Origin of the sequence: Streptomyces sp. NBC_00341 (assembly GCF_041435055.1) — a bacterium.
GTDB lineage: Bacteria > Actinomycetota > Actinomycetes > Streptomycetales > Streptomycetaceae > Streptomyces.
In genome coordinates, this window is the sequence record NZ_CP108002.1 from 7,860,264 (window position 1) to 7,886,633 (window position 26,370).

At 71.4% G+C, this 26,370-nt stretch carries 24 protein-coding genes and 1 riboswitch; of the genes, 15 read left to right on the forward strand and 9 right to left on the reverse strand.

Annotated features, from left to right (window positions below; all coding sequences use genetic code 11):
* Nucleotides 1-184: 184 nt before the first annotated feature.
* The 11 genes from hpnC to OG892_RS35185 all read left to right on the forward strand — a co-directional run bounded on the left by hpnC (nucleotide 185) and on the right by OG892_RS35185 (nucleotide 12,900).
* The gene (gene hpnC, locus OG892_RS35135; protein ID WP_073734430.1) at nucleotides 185-1,105 is read left to right on the forward strand and encodes a squalene synthase HpnC; all 921 of its coding nucleotides are present in this window, start codon (nucleotides 185-187) and stop codon (nucleotides 1,103-1,105) included.
* 29 nt (nucleotides 1,106-1,134) lie between these two features.
* On the forward strand, nucleotides 1,135-2,055 hold the full coding sequence (gene hpnD / locus OG892_RS35140; protein WP_199884343.1) for a presqualene diphosphate synthase HpnD: 921 nt from the start codon (nucleotides 1,135-1,137) through the stop codon (nucleotides 2,053-2,055).
* Nucleotides 2,056-2,174: 119 nt separating this feature from the next.
* On the forward strand, nucleotides 2,175-3,563 hold the full coding sequence (hpnE, locus tag OG892_RS35145) for a hydroxysqualene dehydroxylase HpnE (RefSeq protein ID WP_327340079.1): 1,389 nt from the start codon (nucleotides 2,175-2,177) through the stop codon (nucleotides 3,561-3,563).
* On the forward strand, nucleotides 3,560-4,663 hold the full coding sequence (locus OG892_RS35150) for a polyprenyl synthetase family protein (RefSeq protein WP_073734432.1): 1,104 nt from the start codon (nucleotides 3,560-3,562) through the stop codon (nucleotides 4,661-4,663). The genes hpnE and OG892_RS35150 overlap by 4 nt, the downstream gene beginning before the upstream one ends.
* A 107-nt stretch (nucleotides 4,664-4,770) precedes the next feature.
* A complete protein-coding gene (gene shc / locus OG892_RS35155; RefSeq protein WP_073734433.1) occupies nucleotides 4,771-6,774 on the forward strand; it encodes a squalene--hopene cyclase in 2,004 nt (667 codons plus the stop codon).
* Entirely contained in the window at nucleotides 6,774-7,433 is a 660-nt protein-coding gene (locus OG892_RS35160) for a 1-hydroxy-2-methyl-2-butenyl 4-diphosphate reductase (RefSeq protein ID WP_073734434.1), read from the forward strand. The genes shc and OG892_RS35160 overlap by 1 nt, the downstream gene beginning before the upstream one ends.
* 5 nt (nucleotides 7,434-7,438) lie before the next feature.
* A complete protein-coding gene (gene hpnH, locus OG892_RS35165; RefSeq protein ID WP_073734435.1) occupies nucleotides 7,439-8,458 on the forward strand; it encodes an adenosyl-hopene transferase HpnH in 1,020 nt (339 codons plus the stop codon).
* A gap of 217 nt (nucleotides 8,459-8,675) precedes the next feature.
* Nucleotides 8,676-10,613 carry a 1-deoxy-D-xylulose-5-phosphate synthase gene (gene dxs / locus OG892_RS35170; RefSeq protein WP_371631208.1) on the forward strand — a complete coding sequence of 646 codons (1,938 nt, stop codon included), beginning with the start codon at nucleotides 8,676-8,678 and terminating at the stop codon, nucleotides 10,611-10,613.
* On the forward strand, nucleotides 10,610-12,004 hold the full coding sequence (locus tag OG892_RS35175; protein ID WP_371631209.1) for an aspartate aminotransferase family protein: 1,395 nt from the start codon (nucleotides 10,610-10,612) through the stop codon (nucleotides 12,002-12,004). Before dxs ends, OG892_RS35175 begins: the two co-directional genes overlap by 4 nt.
* A gap of 67 nt (nucleotides 12,005-12,071) precedes the next feature.
* Nucleotides 12,072-12,680 carry a helix-turn-helix domain-containing protein gene (locus OG892_RS35180; RefSeq protein ID WP_073734438.1) on the forward strand — a complete coding sequence of 203 codons (609 nt, stop codon included), beginning with the start codon at nucleotides 12,072-12,074 and terminating at the stop codon, nucleotides 12,678-12,680.
* A 43-nt stretch (nucleotides 12,681-12,723) separates the two neighbouring features.
* Nucleotides 12,724-12,900: a DUF6126 family protein gene (locus tag OG892_RS35185; RefSeq protein WP_199884344.1), complete on the forward strand. Its 177-nt coding sequence runs from the start codon at nucleotides 12,724-12,726 to the stop codon at nucleotides 12,898-12,900.
* A 27-nt stretch (nucleotides 12,901-12,927) separates the two neighbouring features.
* Here the strand turns inward: OG892_RS35185 and OG892_RS35190 are convergent, their stop codons facing one another.
* A complete protein-coding gene (locus tag OG892_RS35190) occupies nucleotides 12,928-13,740 on the reverse strand; it encodes a tyrosine-protein phosphatase (RefSeq protein WP_073734439.1) in 813 nt (270 codons plus the stop codon).
* Between the two features lie 434 nt (nucleotides 13,741-14,174).
* Nucleotides 14,175-14,365, forward strand: a riboswitch (cyclic di-AMP (ydaO/yuaA leader).
* Between the two features lie 3 nt (nucleotides 14,366-14,368).
* Here OG892_RS35190 and OG892_RS35195 point away from each other — a divergent pair.
* Nucleotides 14,369-15,322 (forward strand): peptidoglycan DD-metalloendopeptidase family protein, encoded by a 954-nt coding sequence (locus OG892_RS35195; RefSeq protein ID WP_371631210.1) that lies wholly within the window; start codon nucleotides 14,369-14,371, stop codon nucleotides 15,320-15,322.
* Nucleotides 15,323-15,521: 199 nt separating this feature from the next.
* Nucleotides 15,522-16,367: an SGNH/GDSL hydrolase family protein gene (locus OG892_RS35200; RefSeq protein ID WP_371631211.1), complete on the forward strand. Its 846-nt coding sequence runs from the start codon at nucleotides 15,522-15,524 to the stop codon at nucleotides 16,365-16,367.
* Between the two features lie 12 nt (nucleotides 16,368-16,379).
* Here the strand turns inward: OG892_RS35200 and OG892_RS35205 are convergent, their stop codons facing one another.
* From OG892_RS35205 to OG892_RS35230, 6 genes are all read right to left on the reverse strand, one after another.
* Entirely contained in the window at nucleotides 16,380-17,318 is a 939-nt protein-coding gene (locus OG892_RS35205) for an STM4011 family radical SAM protein (RefSeq protein ID WP_242436612.1), read from the reverse strand.
* Between the two features lie 7 nt (nucleotides 17,319-17,325).
* Nucleotides 17,326-18,687, reverse strand: coding sequence for an STM4012 family radical SAM protein (locus tag OG892_RS35210; RefSeq protein WP_371631212.1), 1,362 nt, complete (start codon nucleotides 18,685-18,687; stop codon nucleotides 17,326-17,328).
* Nucleotides 18,684-19,496: an STM4013/SEN3800 family hydrolase gene (locus OG892_RS35215; protein ID WP_073734743.1), complete on the reverse strand. Its 813-nt coding sequence runs from the start codon at nucleotides 19,494-19,496 to the stop codon at nucleotides 18,684-18,686. Before OG892_RS35215 ends, OG892_RS35210 begins: the two co-directional genes overlap by 4 nt.
* Nucleotides 19,497-19,557: 61 nt before the next feature.
* Entirely contained in the window at nucleotides 19,558-20,703 is a 1,146-nt protein-coding gene (locus OG892_RS35220) for an STM4014 family protein (protein ID WP_371631213.1), read from the reverse strand.
* Nucleotides 20,684-21,652: an STM4015 family protein gene (locus OG892_RS35225; RefSeq protein ID WP_242436613.1), complete on the reverse strand. Its 969-nt coding sequence runs from the start codon at nucleotides 21,650-21,652 to the stop codon at nucleotides 20,684-20,686. Before OG892_RS35225 ends, OG892_RS35220 begins: the two co-directional genes overlap by 20 nt.
* Before the next feature lie 7 nt (nucleotides 21,653-21,659).
* Nucleotides 21,660-22,610 (reverse strand): STM4015 family protein, encoded by a 951-nt coding sequence (locus tag OG892_RS35230; protein ID WP_371631214.1) that lies wholly within the window; start codon nucleotides 22,608-22,610, stop codon nucleotides 21,660-21,662.
* A gap of 175 nt (nucleotides 22,611-22,785) precedes the next feature.
* On the opposite strand from OG892_RS35230, the gene OG892_RS35235 reads away from it, so the two are divergent.
* Nucleotides 22,786-23,112: a hypothetical protein gene (locus tag OG892_RS35235; protein ID WP_073734445.1), complete on the forward strand. Its 327-nt coding sequence runs from the start codon at nucleotides 22,786-22,788 to the stop codon at nucleotides 23,110-23,112.
* A 114-nt stretch (nucleotides 23,113-23,226) separates the two neighbouring features.
* Complete coding sequence (locus OG892_RS35240; RefSeq protein WP_371631215.1) at nucleotides 23,227-24,228, forward strand: DUF6745 domain-containing protein; 1,002 nt, start codon at nucleotides 23,227-23,229, stop codon at nucleotides 24,226-24,228.
* Nucleotides 24,229-24,261: 33 nt separating this feature from the next.
* Here the strand turns inward: OG892_RS35240 and OG892_RS35245 are convergent, their stop codons facing one another.
* On the reverse strand, nucleotides 24,262-24,852 hold the full coding sequence (locus OG892_RS35245) for a TetR/AcrR family transcriptional regulator (RefSeq protein WP_024490035.1): 591 nt from the start codon (nucleotides 24,850-24,852) through the stop codon (nucleotides 24,262-24,264).
* A gap of 123 nt (nucleotides 24,853-24,975) precedes the next feature.
* Nucleotides 24,976-26,184, reverse strand: a complete 1,209-nt coding sequence (locus OG892_RS35250) for a glutamate dehydrogenase (protein ID WP_073734447.1) — start codon at nucleotides 26,182-26,184, stop codon at nucleotides 24,976-24,978.
* Between the last annotated feature and the right edge of the window lie 186 nt (nucleotides 26,185-26,370).

Consider the following 26,370-nt stretch of genomic DNA (forward strand, 5'->3'; position numbering starts at 1 on the left):
GTTGCAAGTGGGGCGATACCGCCTGAGTGGAAGGCCCATGGGGTCCTCCGCACTGGGGAGGGTGGGCGGCGTGTCCGGAATGGGTTGTTTTGGGTCGGCAGTGTAGAACGGGAGATGTGACGGCTATGACGGATAATCTCCAGCTCCGAGGTGCTCACGCCGTCCCCGTGCAGGGCGGTACGCAGTGACGCGAGCCCGCCCGGCGCGGCTTGATTCCGCCGTACCCGGAACCCTTGACAAGGCCGCCGACGAGAATTTTCCGGTGGCTCCGTTCTTCCTGCCGCGCGCCTGGCGCGACGACCTGATGGCTGTCTACGGCTACGCCCGGCTCGTCGACGACATCGGTGACGGCGACCTGGCCCCCGGCGGCGCCGACGCCCGCCATCTCGGTCTCGACCCGGCACAGAGCGAGGACCGCCTCGCCATGCTGGACGCGCTGGAGACCGACCTGCGCAGGATCTTCGCCACCACGGGCGAGACTCCGCACCACCCCCTCATGCAGGCACTTCGCCCCACCGTGCGCCGCCGCGCGCTCACCCCCGAACCCTTCCTCGGCCTCATCGAGGCCAACCGGCAGGACCAGAAGATCCGCCGCTACGGGACGTACGAGGAGCTGCTCGCCTACTGCGAGCTCTCCGCCAACCCCGTCGGCCGCCTGGTCCTCCAGCTCACCGGGACCGCGAGCCCCGAACGCGTCCGCCGCTCCGACGCCGTCTGCACCGCGCTGCAGATCGTCGAGCATCTCCAGGACGTCACCGAGGACCTCGGGCGGGACCGGATCTACCTGCCGGCCGACGACATGGCAAGGTTCCATGTGGCCGAATCCGATCTTGCGGCCCCCACGGGGGGCGCGTCGGTGCGGGCACTGGTCGCGTACGAGGCGGAACGCGCCGGGGACCTGCTGAATGAAGGCACCCCTCTGGTGGGTAGCGTCCACGGCAGGCTCAAGCTGCTTCTCGCCGGATTCGTCGGCGGGGGGCGTGCCGCCCTCACCGCGATCGCGGCCGCCGGGTTCGATGTACTGCCCGGACCGCCCAAGCCCACCAAGCCCAGCCTGCTGCGCGAGGTGGGAGTTGTCTTGCGAAGAGCGCGTAGAGAGGGGTGAGCCGGACCGTGGAGGGACAGACGACGTACATGTCGGCACCGGTACAGGCCGCATACAGTTACTGCGAGGCGGTCACCGGACAGCAGGCGCGGAACTTCGCGTACGGCATCAGGCTGCTGCCGGCCGAGAAGCGACAGGCCATGTCGGCGCTGTACGCCTTCTCCCGTCGCGTCGACGACATCGGTGACGGTGAGCTGGAGCCGGAGACCAAGCGGGTCCGCCTGGAGGGCACCCGCACACTCCTGGACCGGGTACGGGACGGCGCGGTGGACGAGGACGACACCGATCCGGTGGCCGTCGCGCTCGCGGATGCCGCCCGCAGGTTCCCGCTGCCGCTGGAGGGGCTCGACGAGCTCATCGACGGTGTGCTGATGGACGTGCGCGGCGCGACCTACGAGACCTGGGACGACCTCAAGATCTACTGCCGGTGCGTCGCGGGCGCCATCGGCCGTCTCAGCCTGGGCGTCTTCGGTACGGAGCCGGGCGCGCCCGGCTCGGAACGCGCCGCGGAGTACGCCGACACGCTCGGCCTCGCACTCCAGCTGACCAACATCCTGCGCGACGTCCGCGAGGACGCGGGCAACGGGCGCACCTATCTGCCCGCCGACGACCTCGCCAAGTTCGGCTGCTCCGAGGGATTCCACCGGGCCACCCCGCCGCCCGGCTCGGACTTCGCCGGGCTGATCCACTTCGAGGTCCGGCGCGCCCGCGCCCTGTTCGCCGAGGGGTACCGGCTGCTGCCGATGCTGGACCGGCGCAGCGGTGCCTGCGTGGCGGCGATGGCCGGTATCTACCGCAGGCTCCTGGACCGGATCGAGCGCGACCCCGAGGCGGTGCTGCGCGGCCGGGTCTCGCTGCCGGGCCACGAGAAGGCATACGTGGCGGTGCGCGGCCTGTCCGGTCTGGACGCCCGCTACATTTCGCGCCGGACCGCCAGGGGGCGTGTCTGAATGCGCCGCGTAGACATCTCGCGCACCATGAGCACCATGGATGATCAGTGCGGGCGGCGGGCAACCCTCGGTAGTGCCGCTGCGTCCCTGACGGGAAAGACCTGGCGAGAGGGGGATTCGTGACGGACGACGGGCTGCGCTCCTCCCGGGCGGTGGTGATCGGCGGCGGCCTCGCCGGCATCACCTCGGCCCTGCGCCTGGCCGACGCCGGGCTTGACGTGACCCTGCTCGAAGGCCGGCCCCGGCTCGGCGGCCTCGCCTTCTCCTTCCGGCGCGGCGAACTGACGGTCGACAACGGCCAGCATGTCTACCTGCGCTGCTGCACCGCGTACCGCTGGTTCCTCGACCGCGTCGAGGGCGCCCGTCTGGCCCCGCTGCAAAACCGTTTGGACGTGCCCGTTCTCGATGTCGGACGGCCCGCCGGGCCCCGGCTCGGACGGTTGCGCCGCAACGGCCTGCCGGTCCCCTTCCACCTCGCCGCCGGACTCGCCGGATACCCGCACCTCTCGCTCGCCGAACGGGCGAGCGTCGGTCGCGCCGCGCTGGCCCTCGGCCGGCTCGACCCGGACGATCCGGCACTCGACGACATCGACTTCGGCAGCTGGCTCGCCCGGCACGGCCAGTCGCCGCGCACCATCGAGGCCCTCTGGGACCTGGTCGGCGTGGCCACGCTCAACGCCACCGCGCCGAACTCCTCACTCGCGCTCGCCGCGAAGGTCTTCAAGACCGGCCTCCTCTCCGAGCCCGGCGCCGCCGACATCGGCTGGGCGAGCGTGCCGCTCGGCGACATCCACGACACGCTGAGCCGCAAGGCCCTGGACTCCGCCGGTGTCCGCACCGAACTCCGGACGAAGGCCTCCGCGCTCACCCGTACCGACGACGGACGCTGGGTGGTCGAGACCGGGGCCGAGCGGATCGAGGCGGACACCGTCGTGCTGGCCGTGCCGCAGCGCGAGACCCACGACCTGCTGCCCGACGGCGCGCTCGACGCCCCGGAGAAGCTGCTGGAGATCGGCAGCTCACCCATCCTCAACGTGCACGTGGTCTACGACCGCAAGGTGCTGCGGCGGCCGTTCTTCACCGCGCTCGGCTCGCCGGTCCAGTGGGTCTTCGACCGCACGGAGGCCTCGGGCCTCACCGGACCAGGGCAGTACCTCGCCGTCTCCCAGTCGGCGGCCGGCGAGGAGATCGACCTGCCCGTCTCCGAACTGCGCGCGCGTTACCTGCCCGAGCTGGAGCGGCTGCTGCCGGCCGCACGCGGTGCCGGGATCAGGGACTTCTTCGTCACCCGGGAGCGGACGGCGACCTTCGCGCCCGCCCCCGGAGTCGGCCGGCTGCGGCCCGGGACCCGTACCGGGGTCCCCGGCCTCTTCCTGGCCGGCGCATGGACCGCCACCGGGTGGCCCGCCACGATGGAGGGCGCCGTCCGCAGCGGTGCCGGCGCAGCGGACGCCGCACTCCTGGCACTCGGCCGCCCCCACGAACATCCGCTGCAGGAGGCGGCATGAGCAGTACCACCGGAACAAGAGGAGAGTCAGTGACCCCGGCGAATCCGGCTTCCGACACCGTGGCGGACACCACGGACGTCACCGCGCTTCTGGAGCGCGGACGGGCCCTTTCCACGCCGGTGCTCCGGGCCGCCGTTGACCGGCTCGCACCGCCCATGGACACCGTGGCCGCCTACCACTTCGGCTGGATCGATGCTCAGGGCAGGCCCTCCGACGGCGACGGCGGCAAGGCCGTGCGCCCGGCGCTGGCCCTGCTGTCCGCGGAAGCGGCCGGCGCCGCCGCCGAGGCCGGCGTCCCCGGCGCCGTGGCTGTCGAACTCGTGCACAACTTCTCACTGCTGCACGACGACCTGATGGACGGCGACGAGCAGCGGCGCCACCGCGACACGGTGTGGAAGGTGCACGGCCCCGCCCAGGCGATCCTGGTCGGCGACGCGCTCTTCGCGCTGGCCAACGAGATTCTGCTGGAGCTGGGGACGGTCGAGGCGGGCCGTGCGGCCCGGCGGCTGACCTCGGCCACCCGCAAGCTCATCGACGGGCAGGCCCAGGACATCTCCTACGAGCACCGCGAGCGGGTCACCGTCGAGGAGTGCCTGGAGATGGAGGGCAACAAGACGGGCGCCCTGCTCGCCTGCGCCTGCTCCATCGGCGCGGTGCTCGGCGGCGCCGACGACCGTACCGCCGACGTCCTGGAGGCGTACGGCTACCACCTCGGCCTCGCCTTCCAGGCGGTCGACGACCTGCTCGGGATCTGGGGCGACCCGGAGTCCACCGGCAAGCAGACCTGGAGCGATCTGCGCCAGCGCAAGAAGTCCCTGCCGGTCGTCGCCGCGCTCGCCGCGGGCGGACCGGCCTCCGAGCGCCTGGGCGAGCTGCTCGCCGCCGACGCGAAGAGCAACGAGTTCGACAGCTTCTCCGAAGAGGAGTTCGCCGCCCGTGCGGCGCTCATCGAGGAGGCGGGCGGCCGTGAATGGACCGCTCAGGAGGCGCGTCGTCAGCATGCGGTCGCCATCGAGGCGCTGCACGGTGTCGACATGCCCGAAACCGTGCGGGCGCAGCTCACGGCGCTCGCTGACTTCGTCGTCGTACGAAAGAGATGATCGCCATCTGTTCCATATGACTCGCAGTCGCCGGCCGGTGCCCGTCACGGGCGCCGGCCGACGGAGACCCCAGCACAGCAGAGGAACAACTGCACGAAGGGGAAGCCATGACAGCGACGACCGACGGAAGCACCGGGGCTGTGGATCCCCGCGCAGCCTCGGCCAGTAGACCGACAACCGAATCAACCATCGCCGCGGACGACGTACTGGCCGCCGCGCGGCGGGCCGCGGAACGCTCGGTGGAGCACCTCCTCGGCCGACAGGACGAACAGGGCTGGTGGAAGGGCGACCTCGCCACCAACGTCACCATGGACGCCGAGGACCTCCTGCTCCGCCAGTTCCTCGGAATCCAGGATTCCGCCACGGTACAGGCGGCCGGCCGCTTCATCCGCGGCGAGCAGCTCGGTGACGGCACCTGGGCCACGTTCCACGACGGACCGGGGGACCTGTCCGCCACCATCGAGGCGTACGTGGCACTGCGGCTGGCCGGGGACCGGCCGGACGACCCGCACATGCTCCGCGCCTCCGGGTGGGTCAGGGAACAGGGCGGGATCGCGGCGAGCCGGGTGTTCACCCGGATCTGGCTGGCCCTGTTCGGCTGGTGGAAATGGGACGACCTGCCGGAACTCCCGCCCGAGCTGATGTTCTTCCCGAAGTGGGTCCCGCTCAATATCTACGACTTCGGCTGCTGGGCCCGCCAGACCATCGTGCCGCTCACCGTCGTCTCCGCGAAGCGGCCGGTCCGGCCCGCCCCCTTCGCACTCGACGAGCTGCACACCGACCCCGGCGAACCGAACCCACCCAGGCGCCCCGCACCGGCGGCCAGTTGGGACGGTGTCTTCCAGCGCCTCGACAAGGCGCTGCACCTCTATCACCGGATCGCCCCGCGCCGGGTGCGCCGCCTCGCGATGAACGCGGCCGCCCGCTGGATCATCGAACGCCAGGAGAACGACGGCTGCTGGGGCGGCATCCAGCCGCCCGCCGTCTACTCCGTCATCGCGCTGCATCTGCTGGGCTATGACCTCGACCACCCGGTGATGCGGGCCGGACTCGCCTCGCTCGACCGGTTCGCGGTCTGGCGCGAGGACGGCGCCCGCATGATCGAGGCCTGCCAGTCCCCGGTCTGGGACACCTGCCTCGCCACCATCGCGCTCGCCGACGCAGGCCTGCGCCCCGACCATCCGGCGCTCGTGAAGGCGGCCGACTGGATGCTCGACGAGGAGATCGACCGGCCGGGCGACTGGTCGGTACGCAGGCCCCAACTCCCGCCGGGAGGCTGGGCGTTCGAGTTCCACAACGACAACTACCCGGATATCGACGACACCGCGGAAGTGGTCCTCGCGCTGCGCCGGGTCCGTCACCCGGATCCGGCACGGGTCGAGGCGGCCATCGCCCGGGGGGTGCGCTGGAACGTCGGCATGCAGTCCCGCAACGGCGCCTGGGGAGCGTTCGACGCCGACAACACCAGCCCGTTCCCCAACCGGCTGCCGTTCTGCGACTTCGGTGAGGTCATCGACCCGCCGTCCGCCGACGTCACCGGACACGTGGTGGAGATGCTCGCCATCGAGGGCCACTCCGCGCACCCCGTCACCCGGCGGGGCATCGAGTGGCTGCTCGCCGAACAGGAGGCCGCCGGAGGCTGGTTCGGCCGATGGGGCGTCAACTACGTATACGGAACAGGGTCCGTGGTGCCCGCCCTGGTCGCCGCCGGACTGCCTGCCGCGCATCCCTCGATCCGGCGCGCGGCCGACTGGCTGGAGTCCGTCCAGAACGACGACGGCGGCTGGGGCGAGGACCTGCGCTCCTACAAGGAGGAGAAGTGGGTCGGCCACGGAGCCTCCACCGCGTCCCAGACGGCCTGGGCGCTGCTCGCACTCCTGGCCGCAGACCGGCGGGACACCGTGGCGGTGGCCCGCGGCGTCGCCTGGCTCACCGAGACCCAGCAGGCCGACGGATCCTGGGACGAGCCGTACTTCACCGGTACCGGCTTCCCCTGGGACTTCTCCATCAACTACCACCTCTACCGGCAGGTCTTCCCGCTCACCGCACTCGGCCGGTACGTGCACGGCGATCCCTTCGCCGGCCGCACGGACCTCCGTGAGGGGGCCTGATGGGCGAACCCGCGGGGCCGCCCGGCCCCGCCGCCCCGCTGCTGATCGCCTGTGCGCTCGGCATCGAACACCTCGCCCTGCGCACCGGCAGGAGCAGGGCGGACAGGGCGCCGGGACCCGTGACCGTGATCCGTACGGGCATGGGACCCAAGGCGGCCGAATCCGCCGTGGCACGGGCGCTCGGCGAGGGCCGGGCGTTCGGCGCCGCGGTCATCGCCTCGGGGTTCTGTGCCGGGCTGACGCCCGGCATGCACCCCGGAGATCTGGTGGTGGCCGACGAGACCCGGCTCGCCGGGGAGTCGGCCGCCTGCACCGGCACCGAACTGCTTGCCGACGCACTGGCCAGAGCAGTACCGGGACGCACCGTCCACACCGGTCCGCTGACCGGCTCCGACCATGTCGTACGCGGGCATGAGCGGGCCGAGCTGCGGACCACCGGAGCGATCGCGGTGGACATGGAGTCCGCCGCCACTCTGCGCACCGCCCTGCGCGCCGGGCCACGCCCGGTTGCGGCCGTACGGGTGGTCGTGGACGCTCCACAGCATGAGCTCGTCCGCATCGGCACGGTCCGCGGTGGAATATCGGCATTCCGCGTTCTCCGTGCCGTCCTACCGGCTTTCTATGAATGGCACCGATCTTTGCTGCTCCCCAGGAGGTGAGCTAGATGGCCATGCCACTCCGTCAGACCATCAAGATTGCGACGTACCTTGCTGAACAGAAGCTTCGCAAGCGGGAGAAGTTCCCGCTGATTGTCGAGCTGGAGCCACTGTTCGCCTGCAATCTCGCCTGCGAAGGCTGCGGGAAGATTCAGCATCCGGCCGGAGTTCTCAAGCAGCGGATGCCGGTGGCCCAGGCCGTCGGCGCGGTGCTCGAATCCGGCGCCCCGATGGTCTCCATCGCGGGCGGTGAGCCGCTGATGCACCCGCAGATCGACGAAATCGTCCGGCAGCTGGTGGCGAAGAAAAAGTACGTCTTCCTCTGCACCAACGCGATGTTGATGCGGAAGAAGATGGAGAAGTTCACGCCGTCGCCCTACTTCGCGTTCGCCGTGCACATCGACGGGCTGCAGGAGCGGCACGACGAATCGGTGGCCAAGGAAGGAGTATTCGACGAGGCGGTGGCCGCGATCAAGGAGGCCAAGCGCCGAGGTTTCCGGGTCACCACCAATTCCACCTTCTTCAACACCGACACCCCGCAGACGGTCATCGAGGTGCTGAATTACCTCAATGACGAGCTGAAGGTCGACGAGATGATGATCTCGCCCGCCTACGCATACGAGAAGGCGCCCGACCAGGAGCACTTCCTGGGAGTCGAGCAGACCCGCGAGCTGTTCAAGAAGTCCTTCGCGGGCGGCAACCGGGCCAGGTGGCGGCTTAACCACTCGCCGCTCTTCCTGGACTTCCTGGAGGGCAAGGCCGACTTCGCGTGCACGGCGTGGGCCATTCCCAACTACTCGCTCTTCGGCTGGCAGCGGCCCTGCTACCTGATGAGCGACGGCTACGTGCCGACGTACCGGGAGCTCATCGAAGAAACCGACTGGGACAAGTACGGCCGGGGCAAGGACCCGCGCTGCGCCAACTGCATGGCGCACTGCGGTTACGAGCCCACCGCCGTACTGGCCACCATGGGGTCGCTGAAGGAATCCCTGCGTGCCGCACGGGAGACCATCGGCGGGAACCGGTGAGGTGATGACCACCGGAGAACCAGTGGTACTGGTTCTCCGCGAGCCGCCGGCCCGGCCGCTCGCGACGCGCCGCCGTGCGCGGCGCGTCCAGGCCGGGCCGGCGGCGTCGGCCGGGACGTACCGGTTCCGGTGCAGCCGATGACGAGGACCGAAACGTCACCATCGGGGGTCCCCGCCGTCACCGTGAGCTGAGACAGGATTAGAGAGGGGGCCCGGCATGTCGCTTCTGCGGAGCATCCGGGGGCCGCACGATCTCAAGACGCTCAACGAACCACAGCTCGGCGAACTGGCCGAGGACATAAGGAAGTTCCTGATCGAGGCGGTGGCCAGGACCGGCGGACACCTGGGACCCAACCTCGGCGTCGTGGAACTGTCCATCGCCCTGCACCGGGTGTTCGACTCACCCGTGGACCGCATCCTGTGGGACACCGGCCACCAGAGCTACGTACACAAACTCCTCACCGGGCGGCAGGACTTCTCCAAGCTGCGCGGCAAGGGCGGCCTCTCCGGCTACCCCTCCCGTGAGGAGTCCGAGCACGACGTCATCGAGAACAGCCACGCCTCCACGGTGCTCGGCTGGGCCGACGGCCTCGCCAAGGCCAACCAGGTACTGGGCCGCCCCGACCACGTCGTCGCGGTCATCGGTGACGGGGCACTCACCGGCGGCATGGCCTGGGAGGCGCTGAACAACATCGCCGCCGCCAGGGACCGGCCACTGATCATCGTCGTCAACGACAACGAGCGCTCCTACGCGCCGACCATCGGCGGCCTCGCCAACCACCTCGCCACCCTGCGCACCACCGACGGCTACGAACGCTTCCTCTCCTGGGGCAAGGGCGTCCTCCAGCAGACCCCCGTCATCGGACAGCCGCTCTACGAGTCGCTGCACGGCGCCAAGAAGGGGTTCAAGGACGCCTTCGCCCCGCAGGGCATGTTCGAGGACCTCGGCCTCAAGTACGTCGGACCCATCGACGGCCACGACACGGCCGCCGTCGAGTCCGCGCTGCAACGGGCGAAACGCTTCCACGGCCCGGTCCTCGTGCACTGCCTCACGGAGAAGGGCCGCGGCTATCAGCCCGCCCTCCAGGACGAGGCCGACCGCTTCCACACCGTCGGCGCGATGGACCCGCTGACCTGCGCCCCGCTCGCCCCGGCGGCCGGCCCGTCCTGGACCTCGGTGTTCGGCGACGAGATCGCCGCGATCGGGGCGGAGCGGCCCGACGTCGTCGCCATCACTGCCGCGATGCTGCACCCGGTGGGGCTGACGAAGTTCGCCGAGGCCTTCCCGGACCGGGTCTGGGACGTGGGCATCGCGGAACAGCACGCGGCGGTCTCCGCGGCGGGACTGGCCACCGGCGGGCTGCATCCCGTCGTCGCCGTCTACGCCACCTTCCTCAACCGGGCCCTCGACCAGCTGCTGATGGACGTCGCGCTGCACAGGTGCGGCGTGACCTTCGTCCTGGACCGGGCCGGTGTCACCGGGCCCGACGGCGCCTCCCATAACGGCATGTGGGACATGTCCATGCTCCAGGTCGTACCGGGACTGCGGATCGCGGCACCGCGCGACGCCGGACAGCTGCGGGCCCAGCTGCGCGAGGCCGTCGACGTCGATGACGCCCCGACCGTGATCCGGTTCCCCAAGGAGTCGGTGGGGGAGCCGGTCCCCGCCATCGGCCGGATCGGCTCCATGGACGTACTGCACCGCGACGAGGACGCCGATGTGCTGCTGGTCGCGGTCGGCGTCATGGCCCCCGTCTGCTTGCGGGCCGCCGACCTGCTCGCGGGCGCCGGCGTCCGCTGCACCGTGGTCGACCCCCGCTGGGTCAAGCCGGTCGACGGGCAGCTGGCCCCGCTCGCCGCACAGCACCGGCTCGTCGCCGTCGTCGAGGACAACAGCAGGGCCGGCGGCGTCGGCTCCGCGGTCGGGCAGGCGCTGCGGGACTCCGACGTCGACGTACCGCTGCGCACGTTCGGCATTCCGGAACAGTTCCTCGCCCACGGCAAGCGCGCCGAGGTACTGGCCGACATCGGACTCACACCGGTCGAGATCGCCGGCCGGATCAGCGCGACCCTGGCCCTGCGGCCGAAGGCCGTCGACGACGGTCACCACGAGCGCGACGCCCTGGACGACGGGCACAAGGAGAGCGGGGCATGAAGGACGACGGGCCCAAGGGCTTCGATCTGGCGCGGCTCCTCGCGGAGCGCGGCGCCGAGCGCTACGAGCTGCACACCAAGTACCTCAACCACCAGCTCCCGCGCATGCTGCGCACCATCGGCTTCGACAAGGTCTACGAACGGGCCGAGGGCGCGCACTTCTGGGACGCGGAGGGCAACGACTACCTGGACATGCTGGCCGGGTTCGGCGTGATGGGGCTCGGCCGGCACCACCCGGTCGTACGCAAGGCGGTGCACGACGTCCTGGACGCCTCGCTCGCCGACCTCACCCGCTTCGACTGCCAGCCACTGCCCGGCCTGCTGGCGGAGAAGCTGCTCTCGCACAGCCCGCACCTGGACCGGGTGTTCTTCGGCAACAGCGGTACGGAGGCCGTCGAGACGGCGCTCAAGTTCGCCCGCTACGCGACCGGGAAGCCGAGGATCCTGTACTGCACGCACGCCTTCCACGGACTGACCACCGGCTCGCTCTCGGTCAACGGCGAGGACGGCTTCAGGGACGGCTTCGCGCCCCTGCTGCCCGACACCGCCATCGAGCTCGGTGACCTGGACGCGCTGCGGCGCGAGCTGAAGCGCGGCGATGTGGCCGGACTGGTCGTCGAGCCGATCCAGGGCAAGGGCGTGCACGCCTCGCCGCCCGGCTTCCTGCTCGCCGCACAGGAGCTGCTGCGCAAGCACAAGGCCCTGCTCATCGCCGACGAGGTGCAGACCGGCCTGGGCCGGACCGGCGACTTCTACGCGTACCAGCACGAGGAGGGCGTAGAGCCGGATCTGGTCTGCGTCGCCAAGGCGCTCTCCGGGGGCTATGTGCCGGTCGGGGCGACGCTCGGCAAGGACTGGATCTTCAAACGCGTCTACTCCTCGATGGACCGGGTGCTGGTCCACTCGGCCAGCTTCGGCTCCAACGCCCAGGCCATGGCTGCCGGGCTCGCGGTCCTCGCGGTGATGGAGGACGAGGAGACCGTGGCCAACGCGCGCCGCACCGGTGATCTGCTGCGCGAACGGCTGGCCGCGCTGGTCGACCGCTACGAGCTGCTGCACGAGGTGCGGGGACGCGGGCTGATGATCGGCATCGAGTTCGGCCGGCCGTCCTCGCTGAAGCTGCGCAGCCGCTGGACGATGCTCCAGGCGGCCCGCAAGGGACTCTTCGCGCAGATGGTCGTCGTACCGCTGCTCCAGAAGCACCGGATCCTCACCCAGGTCTCCGGAGACCACCTCGAAGTGATCAAGCTGATTCCGCCGCTCGTCATCGACGAGGCGGACGTGGACCGGTTTGTGGACGCGTTCACAGCGGTGATGGACGACGCGCACAACGGCGGGCTGATGTGGGACTTCGGCCGGACCCTGGTGAAGCAGGCCGTGGCCAACCGCTGATCAGGAGGGGTTTTGCCTGGGAGGCAATAAATTTGCCTCCCAGGCAGGATCCTGGCCCAATGGACATATGAATCCCGCAGAAGCAGGGGCGGCCGAAGAGCTGCCCGGTGTCGCGCCTCGGCTACGCGATCTGCGCCGCGGCCGCGGGCTCACCCTGGAGACCGCCGCCCAGCGCGCCGGGCTCTCGCCCGCGCATCTGTCCCGGCTCGAAACGGGCCGCCGCCAGCCCTCGCTGCCGATGCTGCTCGGACTCGCCAGGATCTACGGTACGACGGTCTCCGAGCTGCTCGGCGAGATCCCTCCGGAACGTGACGCGATCGTCCGTGCCCGGAAGTTCGAGGGGGCGGAGGCCGACGGCTGGATGTACCAGCAGGCCGGTGGGTCCGGCCGGGCGATGCAGGCGCTGCGCGTCCGGGTGCCGTACGGCGCGCAGGGCGACCTGGTGCGCGTCCACCCCGGTGAGGAGTGGCTCTACGTCCTGGCCGGAAACCTCCGGGTGACCCTCGGGGACACCGTGCACGACCTCGGCCCCGGTGACAGCGCGCACTTCGACTCGCTCACCCCGCACCGGATCGCGGCGCCGGACCGCGAGGGTGCCGAGCTGCTCTTCGTTCACACCCTGCTGCAGAGCCCCGCCGCCGAGCTGTGTCTCGGCAGCGGGATCCACCGTCGCTGAGACGCCGTCCCGCCGGCCCGTCCGGTCACCAGAGAGGACCGTCATGTCCGATTCCGAGAACTACGACCCGCTGACCCCGGCCAGGCGCAAGGAGTCCGACTCCCAGGAGCGCAAGATGCCGCGGGGGCTGGTCATCAGGCTGTTCGCCTACCTGGTGGCCGGGCACGTCGTCGCGGGCTTCCTCTACCTGCTGTTCGCGGTGGGGATGCACAACCAGTAGCCGGCGGCGTCACCCCTCCGGATTCCGTCAGGAGTCTTCGAGGAGCCGCTCGCGCAGCCGCTCCCGTGTCTCGGGCGTGATCTTCAGCCCCTCGGAGAGGTAGCGGTCCGTGCCGCCCCACGTCTCGTCGATCGTGGCGAAGGCCGCCCCGAGGTATTCGCTGTGGGCGCCGAAGAGCGGGCTGAGGAGCTCCATCACCTCGGGCGACATCCCGGCCGCGGAGGTGTCGCTGCGGCGCACCCGGTAGCGGCGGTGGGTGTCGTTGGACTTGAGGTAGTCCGCCTCGATCGTCTCGCGTCCGACGCCCACCGCGAGCAAGGAGATCGCGATCGAGAGCCCGGCCCGGTCCTTGCCCGCCGCGCAGTGCATCAGGGCCGGGACGCTGTCCTCGGCCAGGGCGTGCAGCACCTGGCTGTGCTCGGCGGTGCGGTCCAGGATGATCGAGCGGTAGGAGGCGACCATGCGGTCGGTCCCCTTGCCGCCGCCGAGGATCGCGCGCAGCTCGTCCATGTTGCCGTCGCGGACCATCCGCCAGAACTCGGAGCCGTCCGCCGGGTCGGTGAGCGGGACGTTCACATTGCGTACGCCGGGCAGCTCGACGTCCGGTCCGTCCAGCTTGAGGTCGGCGGCGTTGCGGAAGTCGAAGACGGTGTGCAGGCCGAGGCCGCCGAGGAACGCCGCGTCCTCGGGCGTGGCGGCTGCCAGGTGACCGCTGCGGTAGAGCCGCCCGTACCGCACCCGGCGGCCGTCAGAGGTGGGCAGCCCGCCCACGTCACGGAAGTTGCGGACCCCCGCCAGCTCGGGTTCCGTCGACGGGGTCTGCGGCAACTGCTGCGTCACGGTCACTCCTGGGGGCTCTGCCGCCGACGCGTGTCGCCGACGGGTCCACTCCCGTGACGATACGACATCGGATACACGGACAATCATCCCGGCGATGCTCCCGTCCATCCCCCTCCGTGCTGCGCATTTGTGGCACGCCGCACCGTGCCTTTGCGGGACGCCCCGCGAATGACGGGCACGACATGTCCGCATTGAGGCTTTTAGTCGAACATGCCCTGCTTATACGGGAGATGGTCACCCTCTCGTGAGCGGGATCATATCCGTGACGGTGTGTGGCGGCGCTCCGGTTGGGCAATCCGTGCGCCAAGCGGAATGCCAAGATCCATAATCCACGGAGTGTGACCGGAATTCCGCGTCGAATTCCCGGTGCGGATTCCGGCGTGGAACCCGTGGCTTGTTTCCGCCGTCCTGGCTCGCTTACGTTCCATGTCAATCCGGATGGAACGCCTAATCCTGCCGCCGTCCGGAATTCCGCACCCACTCACCGTGTGGCAGGAGCGGGGGACCCAGGTAAGCCGCCGACCGGAGTGATCCGGCCGGCTCGGGGTGAAGTCGCGCCAGGCGCGGCCGGGCATCTCCAGCCCGAACCCGACAGCTCACCTCGTAGGCGCCGGAGAGGAAATTCTTCATGCCCATCCCGGGTAAGCACCGCCGTCCCAAGTCCAGCACCATCGCCCGCGGCGTCGTCGTCGCGAGCGCCGGCGGAGCCGTCATCGCGCTTCCGCTGCTCGGCGCCACCGGTGCCAACGCCGCGGAGCAGGCCGCTCCCGCCACCGCGAAGTCGGCCGCCGCCACGCACTCCACCCCGGCCAAGCCGGTCGCGGACAAGCAGTCCGGCACCACGACGTACTCCGTGGTCTCCGGCGACTACCTGTCGAAGATCGCCGCCCAGCACAAGGTCAAGGGCGGCTGGGAGAAGCTGTACCAGGACAACCGCAAGGTCGTCGGTGACGACCCGAGCCTGATCTTCCCGGGTATGAAGCTGACCCTCGGCGGCAAGGCCTGGGGCCACGCCCCGGCCACCGGCTCGCACACCGCCACGGGTGACACCACCCCGTCGAAGGCCCCCTCGAAGGCTCCGGCCAAGACCGAGTCGAAGGCGCCCGCGGCCTCCAACACCGCGTCCTCCTCCGACACCCAGGCGTCCGACACCGCTCCGGCCGAGCAGGGCACCGCCTCCGGCTACGTCCACCCGGTCCCCGGCAACCACACCACCGCCTACCGCGCCTCCGGCGCCAGCTGGTCCAGCGGCAGCCACACCGGCATCGACTTCCCCGTCTCCACCGGCACCAGCGTGAAGGCGATCACCTCCGGCACCGTCGTCACCGCGGGCTGGGGCGGCGCGTACGGCAACGAGGTCGTCATCAAGCACGCCGACGGCCACTACTCGCAGTACGGCCACATGTCCTCGCTCTCCGTCTCGGCGGGCCAGACCGTGACCGCGGGCCAGCAGGTCGGCCTCTCCGGCGCCACCGGCAACGCCACCGGCCCGCACCTCCACTTCGAGATCCGCACCGGCCCGGCGTACGGCTCGGACATCGACCCGATTGCCTACCTGGCGTCGCACGGGATCAACGTCTGATCCAGGCAGCAGCGGTCCGGTGACCCGGACCCGCAAGCAATACAGAGGGACGGTGCGCGGCGGCGCGCCGTCCCTCTGCTTTGCGGTGACCGTCCTTATTCCCCCTTTACCAAAAACTGACCGGGTGGTCTATCTCACCACCCGTCAACCCCATATTACGGTCGCGTAGGTCACAATCGACGGTGCAGGATATGCCCTTGTGGCAGACGATTCGAGAAACATCCGACAGGGCGTCATCAACCGACAGGGCGCCATCGAGTCGTACGCGGCGATTGGCGACAGTTTCACCGAAGGAGTCGGTGACCCGGGCCCGGACGGGACATTCTTCGGCTGGGCCGACCGGCTCGCGGTAATTCTCGCGGACCAGCTCCCGCACCCGGAATCGGCGCAGGGCGGCACAGCCGCCGCGCACGGACACTTCCGGTACGCCAATCTCGCCGTACGAGGACGCCTCCTCGACCAGATAGTCGAGGAGCAGGTACCGCGCGCCAAGCAACTCGCCCCCGACCTGGTGAGCTTCTGCGCGGGCGGCAACGACATCATCCGGCCGGGCACCGACCCCGACGACGTGGCCGAGCGCTTCGAGCGCGCGGTCGCCGAGCTGTCCCGGTCGGTCGGCACCGTCATGGTCACCACCGGCTTCGACACCCGAGGCGTTCCGGTGCTCCGCCACCTGCGCGGCAAGATCGCCACCTACACGGCCCATGTGCGGTCCATCGCGGACCGCTACGACTGCCCGGTGCTCGACCTGTGGTCCCTGCGCTCCGTGCAGGACCGGCGCGCCTGGGACGGCGACCGGCTGCACCTGTCGCCAGAGGGGCACACCCGCGTCGCGCTGCGCGCCGCCCAGGTCCTGGGCCTCGACGTGCCGGCCGACCCCGACCAGGAGTGGCCGCCGCAGGCGCACCGGAGAGCGCTGGAGGTCCGGCGCGACGACATCCACTGGGCCCGCGAGTACCTTGTGCCGTGGATCGGGCGCAGGCTGCGCGGCGAGTCGTCGGGGGACCACGTGGAGGCGAAGCGGCCGGACCTGCTGCCGCTCTGAGGGCCGGTCCGGTCAGAGTTCGCCGAACGGGCGCCGCTCGGCGAACTCCGGCGAGGGCATCCCCAGCAGCTGGGGGCCCGCCCGCCCGACGGAACGCGGCGGCCGGGCCGGTACGCGCTCCAGCACGCCGCCCGCGAACACGTCGTACAGCGGCAGCGTCTCCAGATGGACGTAGCCGATATGGCAGTCGCACACCGCCAGCGGGCACGCCCGGGGGCCCAGCGCCCCGCGGTAGCTGCCGTCGTAGAGGTTGCCGAGTTCGGCCCGGACGAAGTGGCAGCGGCGCACCGTGCCCTCCCCGTCCACCGAGATGACCGACTCACCGGTCCGGCACGGCAGCCCGGCCGAGCGGTGCGGATGGCGGCTGTACGGGAACAGCGGGTCGATCTCCGTCCACCGGCCGGCCTCCGCGTCCGTGTAGGTGTGCCCCTCCGCGGCGTTGACCCAGAGGTACACCTCCTCCGGGAGCGCCGCCCGCAGCCGCCGGGCCTCGTCGAGGTGATCGTCCAGACCCACCACCCCGACGCTGTGCCGGATCCCCAGGGACGCCAGCTCCCCGCACCGGTCCAGGAAGCGCTCGTACGGCGTCTGGCCCGGGTGGTACGTGCACCAGAGCGCGATCTTGTCCCGCCCGGCCGCGCCCGCCTCGGCCAGCCACCGCGTACGTCCGCTCAGGTTCGTCTGGATCGCCACCCGGCGGATGTGCGGCAGCCCGGCCAGCTCGACCATCGCCCGCCGGTACCAGGAGCGGACCAGCCCCTCGCCCCACGGGGTGAACAGCACCGAGATCCGGTCGTCCCGCTGCGCCGCGGCCCACGCCGTGAACCGCTCCAGCGCGGCCCGGTCGGCCCGCAGCTGTTCCCCGCTGTCGCGCCGCTTGGCGAACGGGCAGTACGGGCAGTCGTAATCGCACGACGCGAGCGGGCCCCGGTAGAGAATCGTCAGGTCCATGCGGGGCTCACTTCAGCTCGTACGAGGCCATCGCGGCCCGCACCGCGGGGGAGAAGAGCTCGGGTCCCAGCGCGTCGGAGTGCGCGAGCCCCTCGGGCGACAGACGCAGCAGCCCGGCGGCCGACGCGTCCGGATCGAGCCAGCCCCGCTCCTCGAACAGGGCCAGCTCCGCACCGAAGTCCTCCTCGGGCCGGCTGCCGAACCGCTCGCGGTACTCCGACAGCCGCATGCCCCCGGCCTGGAGGACCGACTGCAGGAGATGGCGGCGGCGCGCCTCGTCGCCGTCGGTGTACCGGCCCACCTCGGCGTGCGAGAAGTCCTCGGTCTCCGTGTAGCCGTCGATGATCGTCCGCACCTGTCGCATCTCCACGGCGTAGTCGAACGAGTAGTGCAGCCGGGAGGTGTACGAGCGGGCGCCGCAGCCGAGGCCGACCATGCCGTCGGTCTGGCACGCGTAGTCGTCGGGGCCCTCGGCGGGCGGGGCGCCGGCGCGCCGGAACATCCGCATCGACACCTGCTCGTAGCCGTGCCCCAGGAGGTGATCGCGGCCCGCGCGGTAGAGCCGCAGCCGCTGCTCGTCCCAGGCCGGCTCCGCGTCCGCCGCGGCGGCGCCGGTCCGGCCGAGGCCGGTCAGCGGACGGACGTACAGCGGGTAGAGGTACAGCTCCTCCGGCCGCCACTGGAGCGCCGCGTCCAGTGAGGTGCGCCAGCTCGACTCGTCCTGCCCGTCGATGCCGTAGATCAGGTCGATGTTGAGGACCGGGATGCGGGCGTCCCTGATCAGCCCCAGGGCGGCCTCCACATCCGCCCGGCGCTGCGGACGGACCGCCGCCCGTGCCTCGGCCTCGACGAAGCTCTGCACACCGATGCTGATCCTGGTCGCCCCCCGCTCCGCCAGGACGGCCAGCCGGTCGGCGGTGGCGGTCGACGGTGACGTCTCGACCGACAGGGGCACCGAGCGGAGATCGGCGCCCATGCGCTTCTCCGCTATGTCGCACAGGCGCTCCAGCTCGCCCGCCGTCAGGAAGGTCGGGGTCCCGCCGCCGAAGGCCGCCGAGGCGAAACGCACCGGCTCCGTGTCGCCCAGGGCCTCCCGTACGGCTGTCGCCTGCCGGTCCAGCGCGTCGAGGTAGCGGCCGGTCAGCTCGTCGGGGGCGCCGACCCGGGTGAAGAGGTTGCAGAAGCCGCAGCGGACCTCGCAGAACGGTATGTGGAGATAGAGCGAGAGCGCGTCCTTGCCTTCCCCGGCCCACAGATCCCTCAGGGCCGGACGCCCGCCGGGCAGCCGGCCGAGCGGCTCGTACGCGGTCTTGTGCGGATAGGCGTACACATAGCTCTGGTACGGGCGGACGGTGTGCGGACTGGTCATCGTGCGGTCCCCGGTTCCAGGAAGAAGTGGGCGTACGGAACGGTCCAGACGGACTCGTGCCCGAGCCGGTGGCCGGTGTAGCCGTCGTCGCCGTACGCCGTGCCGTGGTCGGAGCAGACGATGGCGAAGGCGCGGCGGCGGCTGCTCATGGCGGCGAAGAGCCGGCCGATATGGGCGTCGACGTACTCCAGCGCGGCGGCGTGCGTCGCGCGGCTGTCACCCGCGTCCCGGGTCGCGCCGGGCCGGTGGAACCAGTTCGGCTGGTGCAGCGCGGAGACGTTGACGAAGAGGAACAGCCGCTGTCCGTGCGGCAGCCCGGCTACGACCTGCTCGGCACGGGCCACCTGCGCCTCGAACGAGGTGGGTGAGGCGACGCCGAACCCGGGTTCCCAGTGCGCCTCCTGGAACATGCCGGGAAGCACCGAGCCGAGCGGTGCCCGCTGGTTGAAGAACCCCACCCCGCCGATGCACACCGTGCGGTAGCCGGCCGCGGCCAGTCCCGAGACCAGGTCGGGGGTGTCGAAGACGAAGGTGCGCTCCTCGGTCGTCTCGCTGCCGGCGAACCGGGCGGCGAACAGCCGGGGATGCGGGCCGGGCGCGGCCGGCGTGGGCAGGAACCCCGCGAAGATGGCCTGGTGCGACGCGTAGGTGAAACTCCCCGGAGCGTGCCGCCGCTCCCAGCCCCCGGCCGGCAGATGCCGGGCCAGGTTCGGGATCCGGCCGGCGGCGGCCAGCTCCGCCGCGACGTCGTACCGCAGGGTGTCCAGGGTGACGAGCAGCAGATCGTCGTGGCCGACGACCTCGCTCATGTCCGGGTTCGGGGCGCCTATGACGCCGGAGGGAGGCCCGTCCATGGCGCCGGACGGGGGTTCAGGATGCTGCGTCGACACGGTGGTTCCCTGCTCTGTTCAGTACGGCGGCGACCTGCGCCGCATAGGTGTCCAGTCCCTCGGCGCCGCTGCCGGGCAGACCGGTCAGGCGCGGCAGCAGATCGCCGAAGGCGTTGACCTCACCGACGGCGAACCGCCGCCAGCCGGTCGAGGGCAGCAGGTCGACGCCCACGCACAGCGTGTCCGGGAAGGCGTCGCCCGCCCGCTCGCACACCGACATGGCCGCCTGCCAGCTGCCGCCCGCCGCCGCGACGGCGGCCCGCGCCTCGTCCAGATCGCCGCGAGCCCCGCCGAGGTGCAGATTGGTCATGGGGGAGCGGCTGGTGCGCACGACGGCGTGGGTGGCGCGGCCGTCCACCACCACGACCCGCAGATCCGCGGCCCGGCCGCGCTGGGAGGCCTTCGGCAGCCAGCGTTCGACGTGCAGACCGTCCGGTGCGAGCGCGTCGACGATCGTCGCGACCTCGCTCTCCGTCGTGAGCCGCCGTACCCGGAGCGAGTTGTGCAGCCGGCCGGCTCCGTCCCGCTCGACCGAGGTGGTCGCCCTCACCCGGCCCGGTCCGGCCGTCTCCACGGCCAGCACCCCGGAGGCCGAGGACCCGTGCGCGGGCTTCACGAACACCCTCGGCATCCCGCGCTCCGCCATCAGCCCGCGCACATCCGCCCAGCCACGCACGGGCGGTGCGCCGGGGCCAGAGGTGGGTGAGGCGGGCACGGGCACGCCCGCAGCGGCCAGCACGCCGTGACACAGGCGCTTGTCGAACAGCACCGCGATGTCGTCGGGGTCGTCCAGCAGCACCGCACCCGCCCCGGCCACCGCCCGCGCCACCTCCCGTACGGCGGAGGTGAATTGCGCATACCAGCGGGACGAACCCTCCACCCTGGTCGGATCCTCGACGCCCCGCAGCAGCCGCTCGACCTCGGCGTCCTCACCGGGGGAGTCGATGCGCACGGTCTCCCCGGGCAGGAAGACCGCGGCCCCGTTCAGTACGTCGAGCCAGGACACGACGCGGGCCGGGGACAGCCCGGCGGCACGCACGGCCTCCTGGAAGAGGCCGACGCGGCGGTTGCCCGGATTGCCCACGACCGCGAAACGGGGCGGCGCGCTATTCACTGACCGCGACATAGCGGGGCTCTTCGCCCTCGGGGTCCCAGTAGTCCGCCTCGTCGAGATCGAGCCGGGTGCCCGCCCCGGCGCACAGCTCCCGGAAGCGGTCCATGAGCGGATCGCTGAGGTAGTGGTGACGCAGGTCGAGCGAGGTGAGGTGGGTGAGCGGCTGACCGTTGAGCAGGGCCGAGGCTCCCTCATCGGTGAGCGTTCCCATGGAGAGGGCGAGCGACTCCAGCCGGGCGACGACCGGGGCGTGCGAGACGGCCGCGGCGATCTCGTCCTGGATCTCACTGTTCTGCAGGCCGAGATGGCGAAGCCGGGGAAGGCCGGTACCCGCGAGGACCGGGCGCAGATCCTCCACCGTGGCGTCACCGCCGTACCAGCCGACGCCGAACCAGAGCTCAAGCCTTTCGAGCGCGGGCAGTTCGCAGGCCCCGACCGCTCGTACGACGTGGCCGGGCAGGCCGCCGGACTCGAACCGCAGCGATTTCAGCGCCCCGTGCCGCACCGGACGCAGCTCCAGCGTCGCCTCCTCGGGGACGCTGTCCCCACCGCCGCGCACGGTCAGCTCCTCCAGGAGCGGGAACGCTTCGAGGACCGGTGTGATGTCGCACATCGCGAGCCACGACACCTCGCACTCCTCACCGACCACATCGGCGAGGAACAGCGCGCGCAGATCCGTGAACCGGCCCGCCGCGGAGACGAGCAGCTCGACGACGGGGGCGAGAGCGGAGTAGTCGTCCTCCCACCAGGGCCCGATCAGCAGGGCCCGGACCCCTGCCGGGTCGACCGTGTCGAGGAAGTGCTGCCAGAGCTCGGGGAACGGTACCTCCTCCTGCCTGCAGTCCAGCCGCCAGGCCACCGACTCCGCCGGAGGCAGCGCCGGCCCGCCGACATCGTCCGCGCACGGCAGCGTCAGCACGGGAAGACCGTGGAACATCTCGGGGTGTTCGATGCTGTTCAAGGCCGTATCACTCCGACACCGTGGTGTAGCGCCCTTCGGGCCCGCCGTCGTCCCACGGCTCGCAGCGGTCCGACAGATCGACCCGCACCCCGTGCGGTACCAGGGCGTCGGAGATCCTGCCCTCCATCCGCTCACTGAGGAAGTGGTGGTGCAGATCCAGCACATCGAGGTGGGTCAGCGGCTGGCCCTCCAGCAGCGCGGCCGCGCCCTCGTCCCCGAGGGTGCCGCACGACAGGTCGAGCGTGCGCAGCCGGGCCACCAGCGGGGCCGAGGCGACGGCCGCCGCGATCTCGTTCTCCACCTCGCTGTTGCGCAGACCGAGATGGTGCAGGGCCGGAAACCGGGTGCCGGACAGCAGCGGCGCCAGATCCGCCACATCCGCGTCGCCGCCGTAGGCGGACACACCCAGCCAGAGATCGAGCCGCTCCAGCGCGGGCAACTCGCTGTCCAGCACCCCGCGGACCACCTCGACCGGCAGCCCGCCCGTCTCGATGGTGAGCGAACGAAGGCGCTCGTGCCGGGTGGGCGGGAAGACGAGATCGGTTCCGCCGCGCACCCCGAACTCCACCAGCGCCGGATAGGCGGCGAGCAGGGCGGTCACATCGCTCTGCTGGATCCAGGAGATCTCCGACTCCTCCATCGTCAGATCCCCGACGAACACCGCCTCCAGCGACGTCAGCCGGTCGGCGGCGGCCGTCACCAGACCGATCGGATAGGACGAGTCCTCCTCGTACGACTCGCCCCACTGACCGATGATCAGCGCCCGCACCCCGGCCGGGTCGACGGCTGCCAGGAACGAGGCGAACTCCTGCTCCCAGGTGCGGTCGTCCTCGTACGGCTCGACGAAGACGCGCCAGGCCGCCGCACCCGCGGCCGGCCGGCTCCCGTCGCTCGCGTCGTGCTGGAAGTCGACGGCCGGAAGGCCGAGCAGCTCGTGCAGGTGGTCCACATCGGACATGGCCCTGGGCTCCTGGTGACGGTGACGGATTGATGTCCGCAAGGTCTATCAACAGCCACTGACAACGGGCGCACCGGCCCCGCCGCCCGGCCCTTCACCGTCGATTGTCAGACCCCCGCCGTAGCGTTTTCCACGTGGCCGGCACAGCGGGTGCCGGTCCGGAGGGGAGACGTCTGTGTACCGGCAGGGCGATGTGCTGATCATGGCGCTGGAGGAGTCCGAGGTACCGCCGAACCTCCTGGACGCACCGGGCGAACTGCGTGACGGGCGGGGGCGGCTGGTGCTCGCGCTAGGTGAGGTCACCGGACACGCCCACGCGGTGCCGGGACCCGGCCGGCTGATCCGGGAGGCCGGGGTGTTCGGCCCGATGCTGCTCCACCTGCCCGACGGGGGGCGGGTGGTGCACGAGGAGCACGCGGTGATCCCGCTGCCGAAGGGCTGGTTCCGCGTCGTGCGCCAGCGGGAGTACGCGCCGGGGTCGGTCCGCATCGTCGCGGACTGAGCCGCTCCACCGGCCGGGCCTGCGGGAGCCCGCGGTGAGGAGTGGCCGGAGAACGTCCGGAACAGGAAACCGGAACAGGAAACCGGAACAGGGAAGACAGGGGACGGGGAGAACATGCAGTACGTGGACTCATGGCGGGCCGTGGCGGCGGCGACGGGCGCGGCGGACCGGGCGGCGGCGGAGGACGGGGTGCGGCTCGCCTACCGCAGCGCGGGTCTCGCCGAGCCGGAGGAGTTCGTCTGGGCCGAATCGCCCAGGGAGGCCGTCGGGCTCGTGCGGAAGCTGGCCGACGCAGGCCGCTCGGTCCGCGAGGAGATAAGGACCCGGCCCTGGGCGGACGAACGACGCCGTTTGTACGACGAGTTGGGCCCGGCCGGCTGGTCCGCGCTCTGGTCCGCCACCGGCGCCCAGCTGTGGGAGACGACGGCGGCGCTCGCCGACCGGATACGGGCCGCTGTCGTGTCCGAGGCGGCCGAGCGGCCGGAGGACGAGCCGGATGTGCGGCTGCTCCTCCTCGACGCGGTCCTGGGCCAGCACGACGCGGCCTGGCTCGCCGCGTTCGACGGCCGGGGCGACCGGCTCGACGGACTGGCGGCGGTGGCCAGGAACGCGGGCTGGTGGTGGCCCTACGAGCGCACGGTGGTGATCAGTGAGCGTCCCGAGGAGCTGTACCGCGACGAGGCGGGCAGGCTCGACCGCGGCGACGGCCCCGCGCTCTCCTACCGGGACGGCTTCGGGCTGTACGCCTGGCGCGGCATGCCGGTGCCCGCCGCCTTCCTGGCGGAGCTGACCGCGCTCACCCCCGAACGGATCCGGGCCGAGGAGAACGCGGAACTGCGGCGCGTGATGCTGGAGTTCTACGGATACGACCGCTACCTCACCGAATCGGGCGCCGAACCGCTCCACCGGGACGAGACGGGCATCCTCTGGCGGATCGCGCTGGACGGCGACGAGGACGTGGTCATGGTCGAGGTGGTCAACTCCACCCCGGAGCCGGACGGCACGCACCGCACCTACTGGCTGCGGGTGCCGCCCGCGGTCCGGACCGCGAAGGACGGCGTCGCCTGGACGTTCGGGCTGCCGGGCGAGTCCTACGCACCCGTGCGTCAGACGTGAGGCCCCGCTGGAGAGGGCTGTCTGCTCCGGTAGTCAGGCGGTCAGTGTCTCGTGGTCTATGCCGAGTTCACGGGCCAGTGCCTGCTCGGTCCACTCCAGCATGGTGGCCCGGGAGAGCGGACCCGCGTACGAGGTCATCTGCACCGCCAGGCCGTCCAGCAGAGCGGTGAGCCGCCAGGCCACGGACATCGGGTCGTCGCAGTGGAACTCGCCCGCGGCCGCGCCTTCGTCGATGACCTCGGCCAGCTCCGCCTTCCACTGCTGGTCGAGGTCGCCCGCGACCGTGCGCAACGCGGGATCGCGGATCGATGCCGCCCAGCCCTCGATCCACAGCCGCCAGCCCTTGGCCTGACCCGTCGGCGCGTACCAGCGGACGGCGGCGCGCAGCCTTCGCACCGCCGTGGTCCGACGGGTCAACAGCTTGCGCAGATGCGCGAGATCGGCCTCGGCCGCGTGTGCGAAAGCGGCGGCGACCAGCTTCTCCTTGGTGGAGAAGTGGTAGAGCACGAGTGCGTTGCTCACGCCGAGGACGGAGGCCACATCGGCGATCCGTACCGCCGCGACACCTCGCACCTCGATCTGTTCCACGGCAGCGCGCAGCAGCTCCTCGCGTCGCTCCGCCACACCCAACCGCACTCTGCCCACGGCGCCACCCTAACAACGGCCCTGCCGGGGCAGGCCGGTACCGCGATCCGCGGCGGTCGCAGGGCCGTGCGGTGTCCGGCCGCTGACCGGGCGCGCGCCCGGTCAGCGGTACCAGCCGAAGCGTTCCGCCATCACCGGCAGCCGGTCCGCGACGACGGCGTGGGCCGCCGCCCGTGGGGTGCAGCCGTCCGCGGCGGCCCTGCTCATCACCAGCTCGACGAGCGCGCGCATCGAACTCCGGGTGTGCGCGAAGGCCTCGTCGGCACCGGCGCCGATGTCACCGAACAGGGTCCACCACCACCAGGCGTTGGTGCCGGAGTTGACGACGACATCGGGCAGCACCGTGATCCCGCGATCGGCGAGCAGCGCCTCGGCCTCCGGCAGCACCGGCATATTGGCCGCCTCGACCACCCAACGGGCCCTGATCCCCGCCTGGTTCCCGGCGTCGATGGCGTAGGAGACGGCGGCGGGAACGAGTACCTCCACGTCCTGTTCCAGCCAGGCCCCGGCGGGCAGCTCGCGGTCGGCCCCGCGCAGCGCGCCGCGGTCGACGGTCCCGTGGGTGTCCCGGGCGGACAGCAGGGCCTCGATGTCGAGGCCGGCCGGGTTGGCGATGGTGCCCCTGACGTCGGCGACGGCGACCACCCGGAGCCCGGCCCGGGACAGGAACCTGGCCGTCGCGCCGCCCATGGTGCCGAGCCCCTGCACGGCGACCCGCACCCCGTCGTACGCGACCCCGTCCCGGTCCAGCGCGGCCAGCGCGGACTCCGCGACTCCGCAGCCGCCGACCAGCTCGTCGAGGCCGATGCCGTCCACCTCGACGGCGAAGGCGTCGGCCAGTCGCTGCCGGGCGGCCGCCTCGTCGTCGAGCAGCGGATAGACGGCCTCGATGGAGGAGACGAGTCCGGCCTCCGCGGCGGCCCGGTCGACCAGGTCCTGGCTGAGGCCCAGGTCCTCTCCGGTCGTCCAGATCGTCTCGACGTACGGGCGCACGGCGCGCAGGTAGCGGACCAGGACGCCGTAGGCGGCCGGATCACGGGGATCGCAGTCGATGCCGCCCTTGGCGCCGCCGAGGGGGACGTAGCGGGCGCCGGTGCGGTCCGCGTCGAAGTGGAGGGCTTCCTTCATCGTCATGCCGCGGGCCAGTCCCGCCACCTCTTCGAGCGTGCAGCCCGCGCGCATCCGCAGCCCGCCGCTGGACACCCCGCGCACCAGCCGGTCGACGACCAGGTGTCCCCGGTGGCCGGTGACGTGGTCCGTCCAGGTCAGCGAGATCAGCGGGGCGGGCGGGGACACCGCGGGCGTTGTCATCGGAGTTCTCCTCGGTCACTGCGTTCGGGGGCGGGCCCGGGGACGGTGCGGTGGACCCGGGCCGCGCGGACCGGGTGGCCGTCCGGCCCGTGATCTTTACTGAATCGCGAGTCAGTATCGAGACCGTTCTGCGCCGCTGTCAACGCCGCCCGCGCCGAAGCGGGGCCCGGTGGCCGGATGCGGTCG

Excerpts from the sequence above, each read along its gene's own strand:
- hpnD (WP_199884343.1), top strand. The coding sequence starts at position 1,135 with ATGTCGGCACCGGTACAGGCCGCATACAGTTACTGCGAGGCGGTCACC.
- OG892_RS35150 (WP_073734432.1), top strand. The coding sequence starts at position 3,560 with ATGAGCAGTACCACCGGAACAAGAGGAGAGTCAGTGACCCCGGCGAAT.
- shc (WP_073734433.1), top strand. The coding sequence starts at position 4,771 with ATGACAGCGACGACCGACGGAAGCACCGGGGCTGTGGATCCCCGCGCA.
- OG892_RS35160 (WP_073734434.1), top strand. The coding sequence starts at position 6,774 with ATGGGCGAACCCGCGGGGCCGCCCGGCCCCGCCGCCCCGCTGCTGATC.
- hpnH (WP_073734435.1), top strand. The coding sequence starts at position 7,439 with ATGGCCATGCCACTCCGTCAGACCATCAAGATTGCGACGTACCTTGCT.
- dxs (WP_371631208.1), top strand. The coding sequence starts at position 8,676 with ATGTCGCTTCTGCGGAGCATCCGGGGGCCGCACGATCTCAAGACGCTC.
- OG892_RS35175 (WP_371631209.1), top strand. The coding sequence starts at position 10,610 with ATGAAGGACGACGGGCCCAAGGGCTTCGATCTGGCGCGGCTCCTCGCG.
- OG892_RS35180 (WP_073734438.1), top strand. The coding sequence starts at position 12,072 with ATGAATCCCGCAGAAGCAGGGGCGGCCGAAGAGCTGCCCGGTGTCGCG.
- OG892_RS35185 (WP_199884344.1), top strand. The coding sequence starts at position 12,724 with ATGTCCGATTCCGAGAACTACGACCCGCTGACCCCGGCCAGGCGCAAG.
- OG892_RS35195 (WP_371631210.1), top strand. The coding sequence starts at position 14,369 with ATGCCCATCCCGGGTAAGCACCGCCGTCCCAAGTCCAGCACCATCGCC.
- OG892_RS35205 (WP_242436612.1), bottom strand. The coding sequence starts at position 17,318 with ATGGACCTGACGATTCTCTACCGGGGCCCGCTCGCGTCGTGCGATTAC.
- OG892_RS35210 (WP_371631212.1), bottom strand. The coding sequence starts at position 18,687 with ATGACCAGTCCGCACACCGTCCGCCCGTACCAGAGCTATGTGTACGCC.
- OG892_RS35215 (WP_073734743.1), bottom strand. The coding sequence starts at position 19,496 with ATGAGCGAGGTCGTCGGCCACGACGATCTGCTGCTCGTCACCCTGGAC.
- OG892_RS35220 (WP_371631213.1), bottom strand. The coding sequence starts at position 20,703 with ATGTCGCGGTCAGTGAATAGCGCGCCGCCCCGTTTCGCGGTCGTGGGC.
- OG892_RS35230 (WP_371631214.1), bottom strand. The coding sequence starts at position 22,610 with ATGTCCGATGTGGACCACCTGCACGAGCTGCTCGGCCTTCCGGCCGTC.
- OG892_RS35240 (WP_371631215.1), top strand. The coding sequence starts at position 23,227 with ATGCAGTACGTGGACTCATGGCGGGCCGTGGCGGCGGCGACGGGCGCG.
- OG892_RS35250 (WP_073734447.1), bottom strand. The coding sequence starts at position 26,184 with ATGACAACGCCCGCGGTGTCCCCGCCCGCCCCGCTGATCTCGCTGACC.